This is a genomic window from Streptomyces sp. NPDC023157, from assembly GCF_055560575.1.
The window spans coordinates 580,926-598,695 of sequence record NZ_JBVHIL010000004.1; the positions used below are offsets into that span (position 1 = coordinate 580,926).

Here is a 17,770-nt window from a genome sequence, read left to right on the forward strand (position 1 = left end):
TCGGCAGGCCTTCTGCCGACGACAACGCAGTCACCCGACCCGTGGGCCGCCGGTCAGTCCGGCCGGCTTCCGTCCGAACTGCAGCGGACGGGACCAAGGCCCACGGGTCGTCTGCGTCCTCAGCCCCTCACGGCGAGAGGCGTTCCACCCGCCAGGTCGCGTCGCCCTCGCGTACGTACCGCAGGCGGTCGTGCAGCCGGTTCTCGTGGCCCTGCCAGAACTCCACCGTCTCCGGCACCACCCGCAGGCCTCCCCACTCCGGCGGCACCGGCACCTGCTCGCCCTCCGGGTAGCGGGCTGCCAGTTCCTCGTACCGGGTGAGCAGTTCGGCCCGTGAGCCGATCACCGACGACTGGCGGCTCGCCCACGCGCCCAGCTGCGAGCCGTGCGGGCGGGTGCGGAAGTACGCCACCGTCTCGTCGCGCCCGGTGCGCGCCGCGCGGCCGGTGACGATGACCTGGCGGGCCATCGGGTGCCAGGGGAAGAGCAGCGAGACGTACGGGTTGTCGGCCAGCTCCCGGCCCTTGCGGGAGCCGTAGTTGGTGAAGAACACGAAACCGGCCTCGTCGTAGTGCTTGAGCAGCACGGTGCGCGAGGACGGGCGGCCGTCCGGGGTGGCGGTGGAGACGACCATCGCGTTCGGCTCGTGGATCGCCGGCGTCGCGGCGGTCTCCTTGAACCAGCGCGAGAACTGTTCGATCGGTTCGGGTGCGAGGTCCGCCACGGTCAACTCCATGGTGCGGTACTGCTCGCGCATGTCGGCGGGATCGAGAGCGTCGGTCACGGGGCCATCCTGCCGTAGCGCCCGAGTCTGCCCGTCACCACGGGCCGCTAATCCTTCATCGCCGGTTCGGCGCAGTGTGCCGGATGTCACGCTTCCCCGCATCATCGGAACCGTACAGACTCATGCGCTGGATCACTGTTACGTCCCGCCAACCGGCCCGGACCTAATGATTGATCATCGATCAGGCAGGCATGCGTTCCGCACAGCGCATGCACCGCACACATCGCTAAAGAGGAGCCGCCTCATGTCTGACTTCGTACCGGGGCTCGAAGGAGTCGTCGCGTTCGAGACCGAGATCGCCGAGCCCGACAAGGAGGGCGGCGCCCTCCGGTATCGCGGGGTCGACATCGAGGACCTGGTCGGTCACGTCTCCTTCGGCAACGTCTGGGGCCTGCTGGTCGACGGCGCGTTCAACCCCGGCCTGCCGGCCGCCGAGCCCTTCCCCATCCCGGTGCACTCCGGCGACATCCGCGTCGACGTGCAGTCCGCCCTCGCGATGCTCGCGCCGGTCTGGGGCCTGAAACCGCTTCTGGACATCTCCGCCGAGCAGGCCCGCGACGACCTCGCCCGCGCCGCCGTCATGGCCCTGTCGTACGTGGCCCAGTCGGCCCGCGGCCAGGGGCTGCCGATGGTCCCGCAGAGCGAGATCGACAAGGCCGAGACCGTCGTCGAGCGGTTCATGGTCCGCTGGCGCGGCGAGCCCGACCCGAAGCACGTCAAGGCCGTCGACGCCTACTGGACCTCCGCCGCCGAGCACGGCATGAACGCCTCCACCTTCACCGCCCGCGTCATCGCCTCCACCGGCGCCGACGTGGCCGCGGCCCTGTCGGGTGCCGTCGGCGCCATGTCCGGCCCGCTGCACGGCGGCGCGCCCTCCCGCGTGCTCGGCATGATCGAGGAGATCGAGCGCACCGGCGACGCCACCGCGTACGTGAAGCAGGCCCTCGACAAGGGCGAGCGGCTCATGGGCTTCGGCCACCGCGTCTACCGCGCCGAGGACCCGCGCGCCCGCGTCCTGCGCCGCACGGCCAAGGAGCTCGCCGCGCCGCGCTTCGAGGTCGCCGAGGCGCTGGAGAAGGCCGCCCTGGAGGAGCTGCACAACCGGCGCCCCGACCGCGTCCTCGCCACCAACGTCGAGTTCTGGGCGGCGATCGTCCTCGACTTCGCCGAGGTGCCGGCGCACATGTTCACCTCGATGTTCACCTGTGCCCGCACGGCCGGCTGGTCGGCGCACATCCTGGAGCAGAAGCGCACCGGCCGGCTGGTCCGTCCGTCCGCGCTCTACAAGGGGCCCGGCCAGCGCGACCCCCGTGAGATCGAAGGTTACGAGGACATCGCCGGCTGATCCTGGGCCAGCAGCAGATCCGCGTGGTGGCGGGCTGCCGCCAGCGGATGGGCGCGCAGCTTGCCCTTCAGCTCGTTACGGCCGTACTCGGCGAACAGCGGGTTCGCCGGGTCGGTCGTGATCCCGGGCGCCGCCCCGGCGTACGGGAACTGGAGCGGGGCGATGCGGGCGTCGAGCCGCGGGTTGTAGAAGAACGGGACGGAGAACCGTTCCGTCGCCCCGGGCGGCGAGACCACGCGGTGGTTGGTGGCGACCAGATAGCCGTCCGTCGCCACCTCCAGGAGCTCCCCGAGGTTGACCACGAAGGCGCCCGGCAGCGGCGGCACGTCGTGGAAGAGCCCGTCCTCCCGCTCCACCTGGAGCCCGCCCACGTGGTCCTGCAGGAGCAGCGTCAGGAAGCCGTAGTCCTTGTGCGCGCCCACGCCCTGGTCGTCGCCCTCGCCGCTGCTGCCCGGGTAGCGCACCAGCTTCAGGTGCGGGTGGGCGCGCGGGCCGAACGCGTCGTCGTAGAAGTCGGGCGCGGCGCCGATCGACGTCAGCAGCTCGCGCAGCAGCCGCTCGGCGACGCCGCTGAGCCGCTCGATCCAGTTCAGCGCCGCGAGCCGCAGCTCCGGCAGGGCCGCCGGCCACTGGTTGGGGCCCTGCAGCCACCAGTACGCGGCCTCGTACGGGCCCGGCACGTGCGCGGGCCGCTCGGCCCCGATGTCCAGCTGGTCGCGCCAGTCGCGGGCGCCGCCGGTGCGCTCGTCGCCGATCCGGGTGTAGCCGCGGAAGTGCGGCGAGTTGGTGGTGTCCAGGGCGAGCCGGTCGGCCTCCGGCAAGGCGAAGAAGGCCCGCATGGCGCCGGTCAGCGCCCGCGTCTCGGCCTCGGTCACGCCGTGCCCGACGAGCTGGAAGAAACCCACGTCATGGGCGGCGGAGTGGAGCTGCGCGTGGAGCAGCCGCCGGGCCTGCGGGCCTCGGTCGGCGGCGGAGAGGTCGACGATGGGGAGCTGCGAGGTGTAACTCATGGTGTGCGTCCGCGGGGGTGTACGGCGCCCGGGAGACGGATGCGTGGCAGGTCGTGCCGTGTGGTTCCGTGCCGGGCGAAGGGGTGGGGCCTGGGGTCAGTGACGACCCGGACAGCCCATGCTCGCGACGCGGAGCAGATCCACGTGGCGGCGACGTACGAGCGAAAGCATGCGACCAGCGTACTGCGGGGGCGCGGGGGTGGCTGTGGCCCGCGTCACGGGTCGGGCGGGGAGGGCCCTCGCGGAGGGGCGAGCGGGATGCGCGGAGGCGCGCCCCGCTCAGCCCAGCGCCTCCTCCAGCAGCCGGGCCCACTGGGCCACCACCCGTTCCCGGCGGGCCCGGTCGTCGGTGAGGAGGGTGGCGAGGCCCAGGCCGCGGGCCATGTCGAGGAGGCCCTGGACGGATTCGCGGACGCCGGGGCGGGACTCGTCGGCGCCGAGGAGTTCGACGGCGATGCGGTGGGACTCGCGGCCCACGCGGGCTTCGAGTTCGGTGACGCGGGCGCGCAGCGGCTCCTCGGCGGCGGCGGCCACCCACAGGTGGAGGGCGGCGCGGAAGAGGGGGCCGGTGAAGAGGCCGACGAGGGCCGCGACGGCCTCCTGGCGCCCGACGGCGGGCAGCTCGCGCAGGGCCTGGGAGCGTTCCTCGGCGACGTACTCGACCGCCGCCGTGAACAGGTCCTCCCGGGTGGGGAAGTGGTGCTGGGCGGCGCCGCGCGAGACGCCGGCCCGTTCGGCGACGACCGACACGGTGGAGCCGGCCCAGCCGTGTTCGGCGAGGCAGGACACCGCGGCTTCCAGGAGCCGCTGCCGGGTGGCGCGGCTCCTGTCCTGCTTCGGGCCGGTCAGAGCCGCCATGCTGGGTCCCGTCGTTCGAGGAAGGCCGTCATCCCTTCGCGTGCCTCGGCCGAGGCGAACAGCGACGCGGACAGCTGGACCAGCTCCTCCGCGTCCCGCTCGAAGGCTTCCAGGACTCTAGCCGTGACCAGCCGCTTCGAAGCCCGCAGCCCCTGCGGGGACGCGGAGCGCAGCCCGTCGAGGATGGCGTCGAGCTCGGCCGCGCCGGCCGACACCAGGCCCATGGAACGGGCCTGCTCCGTCCCGAAGCGCTCGCCGGTCAGGTAGTAGCGGGCCGCCGCGCGCTGGTCCAGTCTGGGGAGCAGGGTCAGCGAGATCACGGCGGGCGCGACCCCGATCCGTACCTCCGTGAGCGCGAAGTCCGACGTCTCCGAGGCCACCACGATGTCGCAGGCGCCGAGCAGGCCGAGGCCGCCCGCGCGGGCGTGGCCGTCGACGACGCCGACGACCGGTTTGGGGAGCTCCACTATCTGTCGCAGGAGGTCGACGAAGGCGTACGGCCCGGGCGGGGCCTTCAGGTCGGCGCCCGCGCTGAACGTGGATCCGGTGTGGGTGAGCACGACGGCCCGGACCGCCGGGTCCTTGCCGCAGGCGCTGAGCGCGTCGGCGAGCTCGGTGACCAGGGGGGCCGAGAGCGCGTTGCGCGTGGGCGGGGAGTCCAGGGCGAGCGTGGTGACGCCCCGGTCGGTGGACACGTCGATCAGGTTCGGGTTCAGGCTCATGCGCGGTCCCTCGGTTCTCACGGGTGTCACGGCTGTCACGGCTGCCGGGGTTCGCGCGGGGCGCGCAGTTCTCGGCGGAGGATCTTCCCCGACGCTGCCCGCGGCACCGTCTCGATGAACTCCACCCGGCGGATCTTCTTGTACGGGGCGACCCGCTCGGCGACGTAGGCGGTCACGTCCTCGCCGGTCAGCTCCTTCGCGGCGGGCTGGCGCACGACGAACGCCTTGGGGATCTCGCTGCCGCCCTCGTCGGGCACCCCGATGACGGCCGCGTCGGCGATGCCCTCGTGGGTGAGGAGCAGGGCCTCCAGTTCGGCCGGGGCGACCTGGAACCCCTTGTACTTGATGAGTTCCTTGACCCGGTCGACGACGTACAGCCAGCCGTCCTCGTCGACCCGCCCGACGTCCCCGGTGTGCAGCCAGCCGTCCTCGTCGATCATGGCGGCGGTGGCCTCGGGCCGGCCCAGGTAGCCCTTCATGACCTGCGGGCCGCGGAAGGCGATCTCGCCCTCCTCGCCCGGTCCGGCGTCCCGCGCCGGGTCGTCGAGGGCGACGAGCCGCATCTCGGTGGAGGGCAGCAGCTTGCCGACGGTGCCGGGCGGCGGGTTCCCGGCGGCGAGCGGGACGAGGTGGGTGGCCGGGGACATCTCCGTCATGCCGTACGCCTGGCGGATCGGCGGCAGCCCGAGCCGGGCCGAGCAGGCGTCGGCGAGGGCCGCGTCCAGCGGGGCGGCGGAGGAGACGATGTAGCGCAGGGAGGACAGGTCGTAGTCGGCGACCGCCGGGTGCTTGGCCAGGGCGAGGACGATCGGCGGGGCCACGTACAGGGCGTTGATGCGGTGCTTCTCGATGGCGGAGAGGAAGCCGTCGAGCTCGAAGCGGGGCAGCACGACGACGGTGGCGCCGTGCCGCAGCGGGGCGTTCATCAGCGCCGTCAGGCCGTACACGTGGAAGAAGGGGAGGACCGCGAGGATCCGGTCCCCCGGCCCCATCGGCATCAGCGGTTCGAGCTGGGCGAGGTTGGTGGCGACGGAGGCGTGGGTGAGCATCACGCCCTTGGGGACGCCGGTGGTGCCGGAGGAGTACGGGAGGACGGCGAGGTCCGCGGCCGGGTCGACGTCGAGGACCGGCTCGGGCGCCGTCGAGCCGAGGAACGCCTGGAGCGAGCGGCACTCCTCGGCCGTGTCGCAGACGAAGATCTCCTCGACGCCGCCCGCCCGTTCGGCCGCCGCGCGGGCCGTCGCGAGCAGCGGCGACACGGTGACGATCCACCGCGCGGCGGAGTCGCGCAGCTGCTTGGCGAACTCCTCCGCCGTGGCCAGCGGATGCACGGTGGTCACGGCCGCCCCGGCGCGCGTGGCGGCGTAGAAGGCGACCGGGAACAGCACGGTGTTGGGACTGTGCAGGGCCAGCACGTCCCCCTTCCGGACCCCCGCCTCCGCGAGCCCGGCGGCGATCCGCCGGTGGAAGGCGTCGACCTGGCCGTACGTGAGCGCCGGCGCCCCCGCGCCGGCCGTCCCGTCGACGAGCGCGGGCAGGTCACCGAAGTCGGCGGCCCGTCCGAGGACGGCGTCGTGGATGGGGAGGGAGACGACCGGAACATCCGCGAACTCGCTGTGGAACACCATGCGTACGGGCCCCCTGATCGGTGGGTGGACGGCGGCGAGGAACGGCCAGGATGGCGCGTGTCAGTACGACTTGGGGAGACCCAGGGACTGGTGGGACACGAAGTTGAGGATCATCTCGCGGCTGACCGGGGCGATCCGGGCGACCCGGGCGGCCGTGATCAGGCGGGCGAGGCCGAACTCCTTCGTGAGGCCGTTGCCGCCCAGGGTGTGGACGGACTGGTCGACGGCCCGCACGCAGGCCTCCGCGGCGGCGTACTTGGCCATGTTCGCGGCCTCGCCCGCGCCCATGTCGTCGCCCGCGTCGTAGAGCGCGGCGGCCTTCCGCATCATCAGGCGGGCCAGCTCCAGTTCGATGTGGGCCTGCGCGAGGGGGTGGGCGATGGCCTGGTGGGAGCCGATGGGGGCCTTCCACACCTGGCGCTCCTTGGCGTACTTCACCGCCTGCGCGAGGGCGAAGCGGCCCATGCCGATCGCGAACGCGGCCGTCATGATCCGCTCGGGGTTGAGCCCGGCGAAGAGCTGGAGCAGGCCCGCGTCCTCGTCGCCGACGAGCGCGTCGGCGGGCAGGTGGACGTCGTCCAGGACCAGCTCGAACTGCTTCTCGTCGGCGGCCAGTTCCATCTCGATCTGCCGCCGCTCGAACCCGGGCGTGTCGCGCGGGACGATGAACAGGCAGGCCTTGAGGGTGCCCGTGCGGGCGTCCGAGGCGCGGCCGACGATCAGGGTGGCGTCGGCGATGTCGACGCCGGAGACGAAGACCTTGCGCCCGTTGAGGACCCAGCCGTCCTCGGTGCGGGTGGCGGTGGTGGTGATGCGGTGGGAGTTGGAGCCGGCGTCGGGCTCGGTGATGCCGAAGGCCATCGTGCGGCTGCCGTCGGCCAGACCGGGCAGCCAGGCCCGCTTCTGCTCCTCGGTGCCGAAACGGGAGATGACCGTGCCGCAGATGGCGGGCGAGACCACCATCATCAGGAGCGGCGCGCCGGCCGCGCCCGCCTCCTCCAGGACGATGGACAGCTCGGCCATGCCGCCGCCCCCGCCGCCGTACTCCTCGGGCAGGTTGACGCCCAGGTAGCCCAGCTTGCCGGCCTCGGCCCACAGGCTCGCCCGGTCGAAACCGGGGCCGTGGCGGTGGCCGAGGGCGGAGACGGCGGCGCGGAGCGCGGTGTGCTCCGGGGACTCGATGATGCTGCTCATGCGGTCTGGTCCTCCTGGGCTTCGGTCGGTACGTCGAGGGGTTGTACGACGGCGAGCAGAGCGCCGACCTCGACCTGGCGGCCGGGGACGGCGTGCAGGGCGGTGAGCGTGCCGGAGGCGGGCGCGGTGACCCGGTGTTCCATCTTCATGGCCTCCAGCCAGAGCAGCGGCTGCCCGGCCTCGACCGGGTCGCCGACGGCGAGGCCCTCGGCGACCCGGACGACGGTGCCGGGCATGGGGGCGAGCAGGGAGCCGGGGGCGGTCTGCTCGCGCGGGTCGGGGAAGCGGGGCGCGGCGGTGAGGCGGTGGCGGCCGACGAAGACCGCGTCGCCGTGCCGGGCGACCTCGAAGTGGCGTACGACGCCGTCGACTTCGAGGCTCACCCGGTCGGGCGCGACGGCCACCGCGCGGATCCCCGGCGGGGACGTCACCTCGTAGCCGCCGGTACGGGCCGGGCGGTAGCGGACCTCGTGGCTGCCGTGCCCCTCGTACGTACGGGACTCGTCCTGCGAGCGCACGTTGCGCCAGCCGCCGCCGAAGCGGCTCCGGCCGCGCGCCGCCGCCGCGAGCGCCGCCGCCACGGCGGCCCGCTCCTCCCCGGCGGGCGGCTCGGTCAGGGCGGCCAGGTGCCGCTCGTAGAAGCCGGTGCCGAGGCGGGCCGGGTCGGCGAAGTCGGGGTGCCGGAGGGAGGCGACGAGCAGGTCCCGGTTGGTGGCGGGGCCGTGCACCCGGGCCCGCTCCAGGACGTGGGCCAGCTTGCGGGCGGCCTCGGCGCGGGTGGCGGCGTGGACGACGACCTTGGCGAGCATGGCGTCGTAGTGGACGCCGACGGTGTCACCGGAGACGTATCCGGTGTCGACGCGGACCCGGGTGCGGGACGGGGCGTCGGCGCCCTGGGAGGCGCCGGGCGTGGCGGGCGCTCCGGGCATCCCCTGCGCTGCCGGCTCCTCGAACTCCAGCGCGTGCAGGACGCCCGTCTGCGGGGTCCAGCCGCCCGCCGGGTCCTCCGCGTAGAGGCGGGCCTCGATGGCGTGGCCCCGGGGCTCGGGGGGTGCGGGCGGGAGCGGGGCGCCCTCGGCCACCGCGAGCTGGAGGGCGACCAGGTCGAGGCCGTGGATCTCCTCGGTGACCGGGTGCTCGACCTGGAGGCGGGTGTTCATCTCCAGGAAGTGCGCGATGGGGGTCCCCCCTGCCCGAGCGGAGCCGGGAGCTTGGGGGACGTCGGCGACCAGGAACTCGACGGTGCCGGCGCCCACGTAGCCGACGGACCGCGCGGCGGAGGCGGAGGCCGCGTACAGGGAGTCGAGCAGGTCGGCCGGGAGTCCGGGCGCGGGGGCCTCCTCGATCACCTTCTGGTGCCGGCGCTGGAGGGAGCAGTCGCGGGTGCCGAGCGTCCAGACCGTGCCGTGGGTGTCGGCGAGGATCTGCACCTCGACGTGCCGGCCGTCCTCGACGTACGGCTCGACGAACACCTCGCCGTCCCCGAAGGCGCTCAGCGCCTCGGCGGAGGCGGCGGCCAACTCGCCCTTCAGGGCGTCGAGTTCGCGGACGATCCGCATGCCGCGTCCGCCGCCGCCCGCCGCGGCCTTCACCAGGACGGGCAGGTCGGCCTCGGTGACGTCGTCGGCCGCGAGCGGCGGGATGCCGAGGAGTTCCTTGGCGCGGGTCTTGGAGGCCATCGCCTCGATCGCGGCGGGCGGCGGGCCGATCCACACCAGGCCGGCCTCGATCACCGCCGCCGCGAATTCCTTGTTCTCGGAGAGAAATCCGTATCCCGGGTGGATCGCGTCCGCGCCCGCCGCGAGCGCCGCCTTCACCACGAGGTCGCCACGCAGATACGTCTCCGCGGGCGTCGCCCCCGGCAGCCGTACGGCCGCGTCGGCCTCCCGTACGTGCAGGGCGTCGGCGTCCGCGTCGGAGTACACCGCGACGGTCGCGATGCCCAGCTCACGGCAGGTGCGGAAGACCCGGCAGGCGATCTCGCCCCGGTTCGCCACCAGAACAGTCTTCATCACGAGAGGCCTCACATTCGGAAGACGCCGAAGCCGCCGCGCGCGCCCTCGACCGGTGCGTTGTGGATGGCGGAGAGGCAGAGTCCGAGGACCGTGCGGGTGTCCCGCGGGTCGATGACCCCGTCGTCGTACAGCCGCCCGGAGAGGAACATCGGCAGCGACTCCGCCTCGATCTGCGCCTCGACGAAGGCCCGCATGCCGGCGTCCTGCTCGTCGTCGTACGGCTGCCCCTTCGCCTCCGCCGAGGCGCGCGCCACGATGGAGAGGACGCCCGCGAGCTGCTGCGGGCCCATGACGGCCGACTTGGCGCTCGGCCAGGCGAAGAGGAAGCGCGGGTCGTAGGCCCGGCCGCACATGCCGTAGTGCCCGGCGCCGTACGAGGCGCCCATGAGGACCGAGAGGTGCGGGACCTTCGAGTTGGACACCGCGTTGATCATCATGGCGCCGTGCTTGATGATGCCGCCCTGCTCGTACTCCTTGCCGACCATGTAGCCGGTGGTGTTGTGCAGGAAGAGCAGCGGGATGTCGCGCTGGTTGGCGAGCTGGATGAACTGGGCCGCCTTCTGCGACTCGGCGCTGAACAGCACCCCCCGCGCGTTGGCGAGGACGCCGACCGGGTAGCCGTGCAGCTCGGCCCAGCCCGTCACCAGGCTCGGCCCGTACAGCGGCTTGAACTCGTCGAACTCCGAGCCGTCGACGAGCCGGGCGATCACCTCGCGCGGGTCGAAGGGGGTCTTCAGATCGCCGGGGACGATCCCGAGGAGCTCTTCCCCGTCGTACTTCGGGGGCGCCGCCGGGAGGGGATCCGGGTGCGCCTTGCGGTGGTTGAGGCGGGCGACGATCCGGCGGGCCTGGCGCAGGGCGTCGGCCTCGTCGACGGCGTAGTGGTCGGCGAGCCCGGAGACCCGGGCGTGCATCTCCGCCCCGCCGAGCGACTCGTCGTCGCTCTCCTCGCCCGTCGCCATCTTCACCAGCGGCGGCCCGCCGAGGAAGACCTTCGACCGCTCCTTGATCATCACGGTGTGGTCGGACATGCCGGGGACGTACGCCCCGCCGGCCGTCGAGTTGCCGAAGACGACCGCGACGGTGGGGATGCCGGCGGCGGACAGCCGGGTGAGGTCGCGGAAGAGCGCCCCGCCCGGGATGAAGATCTCCTTCTGGGAGGGGAGGTCCGCGCCGCCGGACTCGACGAGCGAGACGACCGGCAGCCGGTTGGCGAACGCGATCTCGTTGGCCCGCAGCGCCTTCTTCAGCGTCCACGGGTTGGAGGCGCCGCCGCGCACGGTCGGGTCGTTGGCGGTGATCAGGCACTCGACGCCCTCGATCACCCCGATGCCGGTGACGAGCGAGGCGCCCAGCGGGTAGTCGCTGCCCCAGGCGGCGAGCGGGGACAGCTCCAGGAACGGGGTGTCGGGGTCGACGAGCAGTTCGATCCGCTCGCGGGCGAGCAGCTTGCCGCGCCCGCGGTGCCGTTCGATGTACTTCTCGCCGCCGCCCGCGCACGCCTTGGCGTGTTCGGCGTCGAGCGCGGCCAGCTTCTCCAGCATGGCCGAGCGGTGCAGCGCGTAGTCGGGTCCGCCGGTGTCGAGGGCGGAGGCGAGGACGGTCACAGCAGTTCCTCCGGTAGGTCCACGTGCCGGGAGCGGAGCCATTCGCCGAGTCCCTTGGCCTGCGGGTCGAACCGGGCCTGCGAGGCGACGCCCTCGCCGAGCAGCCCGGTCACGGTGAAGTTGAGGGCCCGGAGCCCGGGCAGCAGATGCCGCTCGACCGTCAGTTCCTTCGTCTCCGGAAGCAACTGCCGGAAGAGGTCGACGGTGAGGGTGTGCGCGAGCCAGCGCCAGGCCCGGTCGTCCCGGACCCACACGCCGACGTTGGCGTCCCCGCCCTTGTCGCCGCTGCGGGCCCCGGCGACCAGCCCGAGCGGTGCCCGCCGCGTGGGCCCCGCCGGCAGCGGCTCGGGCAGCGGCGGCGCCGGTACGGGTTCGAGGGCCCGGCTCTCGGGCGGTACGGGCACGGCGACCCGGGTCCCGTCGGGCAGCACCGCCGTGTGCGGGACCTCCCCGGCGGGGACGTACGCGGTCTCGAACACCCCGTAGGGGGCGCCCTTGCCGGGCGGGGCGGTGACGTGGAAGCCGGGGTAGCTCGCCAGGGCCAGCTCGACCGCCGCCCCCGACAGGGACCGGCCGACGGCCTCGGGGTCCGGGTCGCGGACCACGAGCCGGAGCAGGGCGCTCGCGGTCTCCTCGGTGCCGGCGTCCGCGCGGTCGGTGCGGGCCAGCTCCCAACGCACCTGCGCGGGCGCCTGCTTCGGCCCGCGCGCGAAGGCGTCCTCGATCTGGTCGCGGACCAGCTCCGCCTTGGCCTCGATGTCGAGCCCGGTCAGCACGAAGACGACCTCGTTGCGGAAGCCGCCGAGCCGGCAGAGCCCGGCCTTGAGCGTGGGGGGCGGCGCCTCGCCCCGCACCCCGTCGATCCGGACCCGGTCCGGGCCCTCCTGGGTGAGCCGTACGGAGTCGAGCCGCGCGGTGACGTCGGGGCCCGCGTACCGCGCGCCGCCCGTCTCGTACAGGAGCTGCGCGGTGACGGTCCCGGTGTCGACGACGCCGCCCGTGCCGGGGTGCTTGGTGATCACCGCGCTGCCGTCCTCGCGGAGTTCGGCGAGGGGGAAGCCGGGGCGGCGCAGGAGCTTCGGGTCGTGGCCGGTGAAGAAGGCGTAGTTGCCGCCGGTGGCCTGGGTGCCGCACTCCAGGACGTGCCCGGCGACGACCGCGCCCGCGAGCCGGTCGTACTCCTCGGGGCCCCAGCCGAAGAACCACTGCGCGGGCCCGGTGACCAGGGCGGCGTCGGTGACCCGGCCGGTGACGACGATGTCGGCGCCCGCGTCCAGGCAGGCGGCGATCCCGGCCCCGCCGAGGTAGGCGTTGGCGGCGAGGACGCCGTCCCGGGCGGGCAGCCGGTCGCCCTCGACGTGCGCGACCCGGGCCGGGATCCCGAGCCGCCCGGCCAGCGCGCGCAGGGCGTCGGCGAGCCCGGCCGGGTTGAGCCCGCCCGCGTTGGCGACGACCCGCACCCCGCGCTCATGGGCGAGCCCGAGGCCCTCCTCCATCTGGCGCAGGAAGGTCTTGGCGTAACCGGTGGTGGGGTCCTTGAGGAGGTCGCGGCCGAGGATGAGCATGGTCAGCTCGGCGAGGTAGTCACCGGTGAGGACATCGAGGCCGCCGGAGGCGGGGCGGGCGGCGGGGGCGGGGCGGGCGGTGGAGGCGGGGCGGGCCGCGGAGCCGGGAGGGGCCGCGGAGCCGGGCCCCGTTGCATCGGTGCCGGTGCCGGTGCCGGTACCCGTGACGGCGCCCGTGGCACCGTCCGCCCCTCCCCCCGTGAGCATCTCGCGGACGGCGTCGAAGCGGTCGCCGTAGAAGCCGGAGGCGTTGCCGATGCGGAGGACCCGGCTCACTTGGCCGCCCCCTCGGGGTCGTCCTTCGGCGGGCGGCCCTGGCCGGCCGGGCCCGCGAAGGCCTGGGCGATGGTGAGCCAGTGCGTTGCTTCCGCTCCGAGCGGAACGAGGGCCGTGTCCGCGTGGTGCACCCGCTGCGTGACGAGCAGGCAGAAGTCGAGGGCGGGGCCCCGGACGATCTGGGTCGCGTCCTCGGGGCCGTACGCCCACAGCTCCCCCTCGGGGGAGACGAGTTCGAGGCGGAAGGGTTCGGCGGGCGGGGTGAGGCCCCGGACCAGGTAGGCGTAGTCGCGGGCGCGCAGCCCGATCCAGGCGACGTGCCGCAGCCGCGCCGTGGGCGCGCGGACGACGCCGAGCGCGTCGGCGATGTCCTGGCCGTGCGCCCAGGTCTCCATGATCCGGGCGGTGGCGAGCGAGAGGGCGCTCATGGGGGGCCCGTACCAGGGGAAGCGGGTGCCGGGCGGGGCCTCGCGCAGGACCCGGAGGAGCCGTGCGCGGCCGTCCCGCCAGTCCGCGAGGAGCTCGGCGGGCGGCAGGGCCGCGCCCTTCTCGGCGCCCTCGTCGACGAACGTGCCGGGCGAGGCGAGGGCTTCGGCGGCCTCGGCGGCGAAGGCCTCGGGGTCGGTGGCGGCGAGCAGCGCGGCCCGATCGGTCCAGGCGAGGTGCGCGATCTGGTGGGCGACCGTCCAGCCGGCCGCCGGAGTCGGCGCGGCCCACTGGTCCGCTCTCGACTCCCGTACGAGGGAGTCGACTTCCTCGCTCTCGGCGTTCAGGTCGTCGAGCACGGTGACGGGGTCGGACACGGGACGCTCCCCTCGGGGATCGGCGTTCACGGGCGTGCCTATGGGTGGTGCGCAGGCGTGGTGCAGGCGTGGCGCGAAGCGTGGTGCAAGGCGCGGCGCAAGGCGTGTTGCGGAGGAGCATGGCAGGACCAGAGGAAACAATCAAGCACGCTTGCATGATTTTTGGATGACCCGGCATCCTCCTCAGGAGGTACGCCTCCCGGGCGCCCGGGCAGACTCGGGGATGACCCCGAATCGTGCCTGATGGGGCCGGAAAACGCCCTCCGCGCTCCTAGCGTGGACGGCATGTCGTCATCCCTGTTCGCCTTCACCGTCAAGGACTTCCGGGCCCAGCTGCGCCAGCTGGTCCTCACGGGCGCCGCCGTCGCCGTCGGCGTGGCCTTCCTGGTCCTGTCCGTCGGCGGCGCGGGCGCGCTCGTCCAGTCCTACGAGCAGTCGGCGGCGGCCGACGTCGGCGGCGCGCCCGTCCAGGTCACCGGCCGCGACGGCGCCCCGCTGCCCGCCGGCGCGGCCGCCCGCGCGGCGAAGATCCCGCAGGTCAGCGGTGTCGCCGAACGCCTCGTCGGCCACGCCAACGTCCTCACCCCGGCCGGCCGCCCGCTCGACGACCGCGCCCTGGTGACCTCCGTCGCCGCCGACCCGGCGCTGCGCTGGCAGCGCCTCGACACGGGCCAGTGGCCCGAGCGCGCGGGCGAGATCGTCCTCGACCGGGACAGCGCGGCCCGCGTCGGCGCCGGGGTCGGCGACACCGTACGGCTCACCCGGGCCGCCGGCGGCACCGCCGACGTACGCCTCACCGGCCTGCTCGACACCTCCGCCTCCCAGGCCCTCGGCTCCCAGCCGGCGATCGGCATCCCGTACGCGCAGACCGCGACGTACGCCACCGGCCTGCGCGCCACCCACCTCGACCTGACCCTCCGCCCCGGCGCCGACGCGCTCGCCGTCGCGAAGGACGTCAAGAAGCGGCTCGGCGACGGCGTCACCGCCCGCACCCACGCCGGGGCGGTCGACGAGGCCAAGCAGAGCGGCCGGACGATGTACGCGATCGTGCTCACCGCCGCCCTCTCCTTCGTCCTCATCGCGATGGCCGTCGCGCGGATGGTCGTCACCAACACCTTCTCCGTCGTCCTCGCCCAGCGCGCCCGCCAGCTGGCCCTGCTGCGCTGCGTCGGCACCGACCGCGACCAGGTGCGGCGGATCATCCGCCGCCAGGGCCTGATGCTCGGCGTGCTCGCCTCCGGCGCCGGACTCGCGGCCGGCGCGGGCGCCTGCGCCCTCGGCACCGCCCTCCTCAACGGACTCGCCGACCTCGGCCCCCTCGACATCTCCCTGATGCCGGGCCGCTGGACCTTCGTCCTCGGCGGGCTCTTCGGCGTCCTGCTCACCCTGTGGGCCGTGCGCAAGCCCGCCCGGGCCGCCTCCGCCGTACCGCCCGTCGCGGCGCTCGCCGCCAGCGGCGCCGCGCAGCTGCCCGAGCCCGGCAGCCGCGCCCTGCGCGAGACCGTCTCGCTCCTCCTGCTCGTCTCCGGCACGGGCTTCCTCGCCCTCGGCGCGTTCGGCGGCTCGGCCCTCTCGCTGCTCGCGGTGACCCTCGGCGCGATCCTCACCTTCTTCGCGGTCCTGCGGTACGCGCGGTACGTGCTGCCGCCGTTCGTCGCCGTCATCGGCCTGGCCCTGCGCCGCCCCTTCGGCACCGTCGGCCGCCTCTCCGTCCAGCAGCTGCGCGCCAACGCGGGCCGCACCAGCGCCGCCGCCTCCGCGATGCTCGTCGGCGTGACGGTCGCCGTGTCGGCGGTGACGGCGATCGGCGTCACCAAGGGCGGCCTGGAGGAGATGCTCGCGGGCCGGATGCCGGCCGTGTTCGCCCTCGACAGCGACGCCGACCGCGTCCCGGCCGACGCCGTCGCCGCCCTGCGCGCCACCCCCGGCCTGACGGTCGCCCCCGTCCGTACCGCCACCCTGACCGTCGACGGGCAGCGCACCGTCGTCGCCACGGCCGACCCGGCCGCCCTCAACCCCGACGCGGAGGGCGTGGCGGCGGCCCGCACCCTGAAGGACGGCGAGGCACTGGCGTACGCCGGGCGGAGCGGAAGCCTGACAGTGAAGGGCACCCCGGCGACCTCCCCGGCCTCCCCTGGCTCCCCGGCCTCCACCCGGCTGACCGTCGTCGCCGGCGGCGGCGCACTGCCGCTCTCGCTCTTCCCCGAGGCCACGGTGTACGTCAACGGCGCCACCCTCGACCGGCTCGCCCCCGGCGGCGCCGCGCACACCTCGACGGTCCTGGTGAACCCGGCCGACGGCACCGGCCACGACGAGGCCCGCGCCGCCGTGGACCGCGCGCTCGCCGCCCACCCCGACATCCGGATCGCGGACACCGGCTCCGACGCGGCCCTGGTCCGCTCGATGCTGGACCGCATGATGCTGGTGGTCACCGTGCTGCTCGGCTTCTCGATGTGCATCGCCGCGCTGGGCGTCGCCGCCACCCTGATGCTCACGGTGGAGGAGCGCACCACCGAGTTCGGCATGCTCCGCGCGATCGGCCTCGCGGGCGACCAGCTCCGCCGCATGCTGACCCTGGAATCCGTCCTGCTCGCCCTCTCCGGCGCCCTCGCGGGCACCCTCCTGGGCCTGGTCTACGGCACCCTCGCCGCCCGCTCGGTGATGGGCGGCCGGGTCTCCCCGCTCGACATCCTCGCCTCCTCGGGCGGCACGGCCCTGACGGTCCTCGGCATCCTCACGGCCACCGTCCTCACGGGCGTCGCGGCCTCGGTCCTGCCGGCCCGGCGGGTGCGACGGATGGCGGTGGTGGACGCGCTGCGGGCATCGTAGGACCGCCCGCCCGTCCGCCCGCCCGTACGCCCGCCCGTACATCCGTACAACTCTTCGCCCCATGGGGCCGTCCAACCGTCCGTACCAGGCACTGGCACCTGTACGGAGAGACGGAGCAGCCCATGCGGTTCGAACCAGTACGCGCCCGTGCGGGCCTCGCGGGGGTCGGAGCGGCGACGGCCCTGCTCCTCGTCCTGCCCGGCGCGGCCCTCGCGGCCCCCGCCCCGGCCCCGGTGGACGTCGAGGCGCAGGCCCAGACCGAGCAGGCGCAGATCTACCCGGGCGGGACGGTCGAGATACGGGCCCTCGCCGACGTCACGTCGGGGGAGGTGGCGAAGCTGGGCCTGACGCTCGCGCTGCCCGCGGGCGTCACCTACGAACGATCGGGCGGGGACGACGGCGCGGCCGACGCCACGTGCACCCCGGCCGCCGACGGCCGCAGCGTCACGTGCGTGCCGCCGGACGGGCGGCGGAAGCAGGTCGGGACCTCGGTGTTCGTCAGGGTGGGCACGGACGTGGCACCGGGCACGTCCCTGCCGTTCACGGTGACCGCCGACATCGGCGACGCGGTCGACGGCAAACCGGAGAACAACACCTCGACCGTGAAGGCCGAGGTCCGCACGTCCGGCGACCTGAGCCTGGAGTGGAAGGTCCCGCCGGGCCCCGTACACCCCGGGGAGACGGTGGAGACCGAGGTCGTGGTCACCAACCACGGCCCGGGCCCCGTCGAACTCAAAGCCGTGGGGCTGGGCATCGGCGACTACTGGCCGAGCGGCTACCACGCGTCCTGCTGGCCCGATCCCGGCTCGCTGACCTGCGACCACTTCAAGGAGCTGGCCCCCGGCGCGACAGCCACGTTCCCCTTCACCTGGAAGTTCCCGGCGAAGGCGGCGGGGACGACGTACAAGGTCTGGTCCGGGCTGGTGCTGCCCAACCCCCTCGACCCGAACGAAGCCAACCACAGGGACCTCGCGACCTTCACGATCACGAAGGCGCCGGGCCCGGCCGCCGGCGGCCTCACGCCCACGAGCCCGGCCCCCCTGACGGCCCTCGCCGCCACGGTGGTCGCGCTGGCCGGCACGGGCGCACTGCTCGTGCGTACCCGCCGGGCGGGGGCCAGGCGGCGGTGACGCG

Annotated in this window: 14 protein-coding genes; 3 read left to right on the top strand and 11 right to left on the bottom strand. The window is 74.3% G+C overall.

Annotated features, from left to right (window positions below):
- Positions 1 to 127: 127 nt before the first annotated feature.
- On the bottom strand, positions 128 to 757 hold the full coding sequence (pdxH, locus tag ACZ3ZE_RS17755) for a pyridoxamine 5'-phosphate oxidase (protein ID WP_467259809.1): 630 nt from the start codon (positions 755 to 757) through the stop codon (positions 128 to 130).
- 271 nt (positions 758 to 1,028) lie between these two features.
- On the opposite strand from pdxH, the gene ACZ3ZE_RS17760 reads away from it, so the two are divergent.
- Positions 1,029 to 2,129: a citrate synthase 2 gene (locus ACZ3ZE_RS17760; protein ID WP_329423024.1), complete on the top strand. Its 1,101-nt coding sequence runs from the start codon at positions 1,029 to 1,031 to the stop codon at positions 2,127 to 2,129.
- On the opposite strand, the gene ACZ3ZE_RS17765 is transcribed toward ACZ3ZE_RS17760, so the two are convergent.
- The 10 genes from ACZ3ZE_RS17765 to ACZ3ZE_RS17810 form a co-directional block, all read right to left on the bottom strand.
- Positions 2,108 to 3,139 carry an isopenicillin N synthase family dioxygenase gene (locus ACZ3ZE_RS17765; RefSeq protein WP_467259645.1) on the bottom strand — a complete coding sequence of 344 codons (1,032 nt, stop codon included), beginning with the start codon at positions 3,137 to 3,139 and terminating at the stop codon, positions 2,108 to 2,110. The two genes, ACZ3ZE_RS17760 and ACZ3ZE_RS17765, sit on opposite strands and share 22 nt — an antisense overlap.
- A 96-nt stretch (positions 3,140 to 3,235) precedes the next feature.
- A complete protein-coding gene (locus tag ACZ3ZE_RS17770) occupies positions 3,236 to 3,310 on the bottom strand; it encodes a putative leader peptide (RefSeq protein ID WP_361166367.1) in 75 nt (24 codons plus the stop codon).
- A gap of 108 nt (positions 3,311 to 3,418) precedes the next feature.
- Positions 3,419 to 3,997 (bottom strand): TetR/AcrR family transcriptional regulator, encoded by a 579-nt coding sequence (locus tag ACZ3ZE_RS17775; protein WP_361165512.1) that lies wholly within the window; start codon positions 3,995 to 3,997, stop codon positions 3,419 to 3,421.
- Positions 3,985 to 4,719, bottom strand: coding sequence for an enoyl-CoA hydratase family protein (locus ACZ3ZE_RS17780; protein ID WP_361165509.1), 735 nt, complete (start codon positions 4,717 to 4,719; stop codon positions 3,985 to 3,987). Before ACZ3ZE_RS17780 ends, ACZ3ZE_RS17775 begins: the two co-directional genes overlap by 13 nt.
- A gap of 35 nt (positions 4,720 to 4,754) precedes the next feature.
- A complete protein-coding gene (locus tag ACZ3ZE_RS17785) occupies positions 4,755 to 6,347 on the bottom strand; it encodes an AMP-binding protein (protein ID WP_467259648.1) in 1,593 nt (530 codons plus the stop codon).
- Between the two features lie 60 nt (positions 6,348 to 6,407).
- Positions 6,408 to 7,541, bottom strand: coding sequence for an acyl-CoA dehydrogenase family protein (locus ACZ3ZE_RS17790; RefSeq protein WP_361621248.1), 1,134 nt, complete (start codon positions 7,539 to 7,541; stop codon positions 6,408 to 6,410).
- Positions 7,538 to 9,556 carry an acetyl/propionyl/methylcrotonyl-CoA carboxylase subunit alpha gene (locus ACZ3ZE_RS17795; RefSeq protein WP_467259651.1) on the bottom strand — a complete coding sequence of 673 codons (2,019 nt, stop codon included), beginning with the start codon at positions 9,554 to 9,556 and terminating at the stop codon, positions 7,538 to 7,540. The genes ACZ3ZE_RS17790 and ACZ3ZE_RS17795 overlap by 4 nt, the downstream gene beginning before the upstream one ends.
- A gap of 8 nt (positions 9,557 to 9,564) precedes the next feature.
- Positions 9,565 to 11,163: an acyl-CoA carboxylase subunit beta gene (locus tag ACZ3ZE_RS17800; protein WP_361165497.1), complete on the bottom strand. Its 1,599-nt coding sequence runs from the start codon at positions 11,161 to 11,163 to the stop codon at positions 9,565 to 9,567.
- The gene (locus ACZ3ZE_RS17805; protein WP_467259653.1) at positions 11,160 to 13,004 is read right to left on the bottom strand and encodes an acyclic terpene utilization AtuA family protein; all 1,845 of its coding nucleotides are present in this window, start codon (positions 13,002 to 13,004) and stop codon (positions 11,160 to 11,162) included. Before ACZ3ZE_RS17805 ends, ACZ3ZE_RS17800 begins: the two co-directional genes overlap by 4 nt.
- Positions 13,001 to 13,807, bottom strand: coding sequence for a TIGR03084 family metal-binding protein (locus ACZ3ZE_RS17810; protein ID WP_467259656.1), 807 nt, complete (start codon positions 13,805 to 13,807; stop codon positions 13,001 to 13,003). The genes ACZ3ZE_RS17805 and ACZ3ZE_RS17810 overlap by 4 nt, the downstream gene beginning before the upstream one ends.
- 285 nt (positions 13,808 to 14,092) lie before the next feature.
- Here ACZ3ZE_RS17810 and ACZ3ZE_RS17815 point away from each other — a divergent pair, with 285 nt between their 5' ends.
- A complete protein-coding gene (locus ACZ3ZE_RS17815; RefSeq protein ID WP_467259658.1) occupies positions 14,093 to 16,636 on the top strand; it encodes an FtsX-like permease family protein in 2,544 nt (847 codons plus the stop codon).
- Positions 16,637 to 16,758: 122 nt separating this feature from the next.
- Entirely contained in the window at positions 16,759 to 17,766 is a 1,008-nt protein-coding gene (locus ACZ3ZE_RS17820) for a hypothetical protein (protein WP_467259661.1), read from the top strand.
- Positions 17,767 to 17,770: the final 4 nt, after the last annotated feature.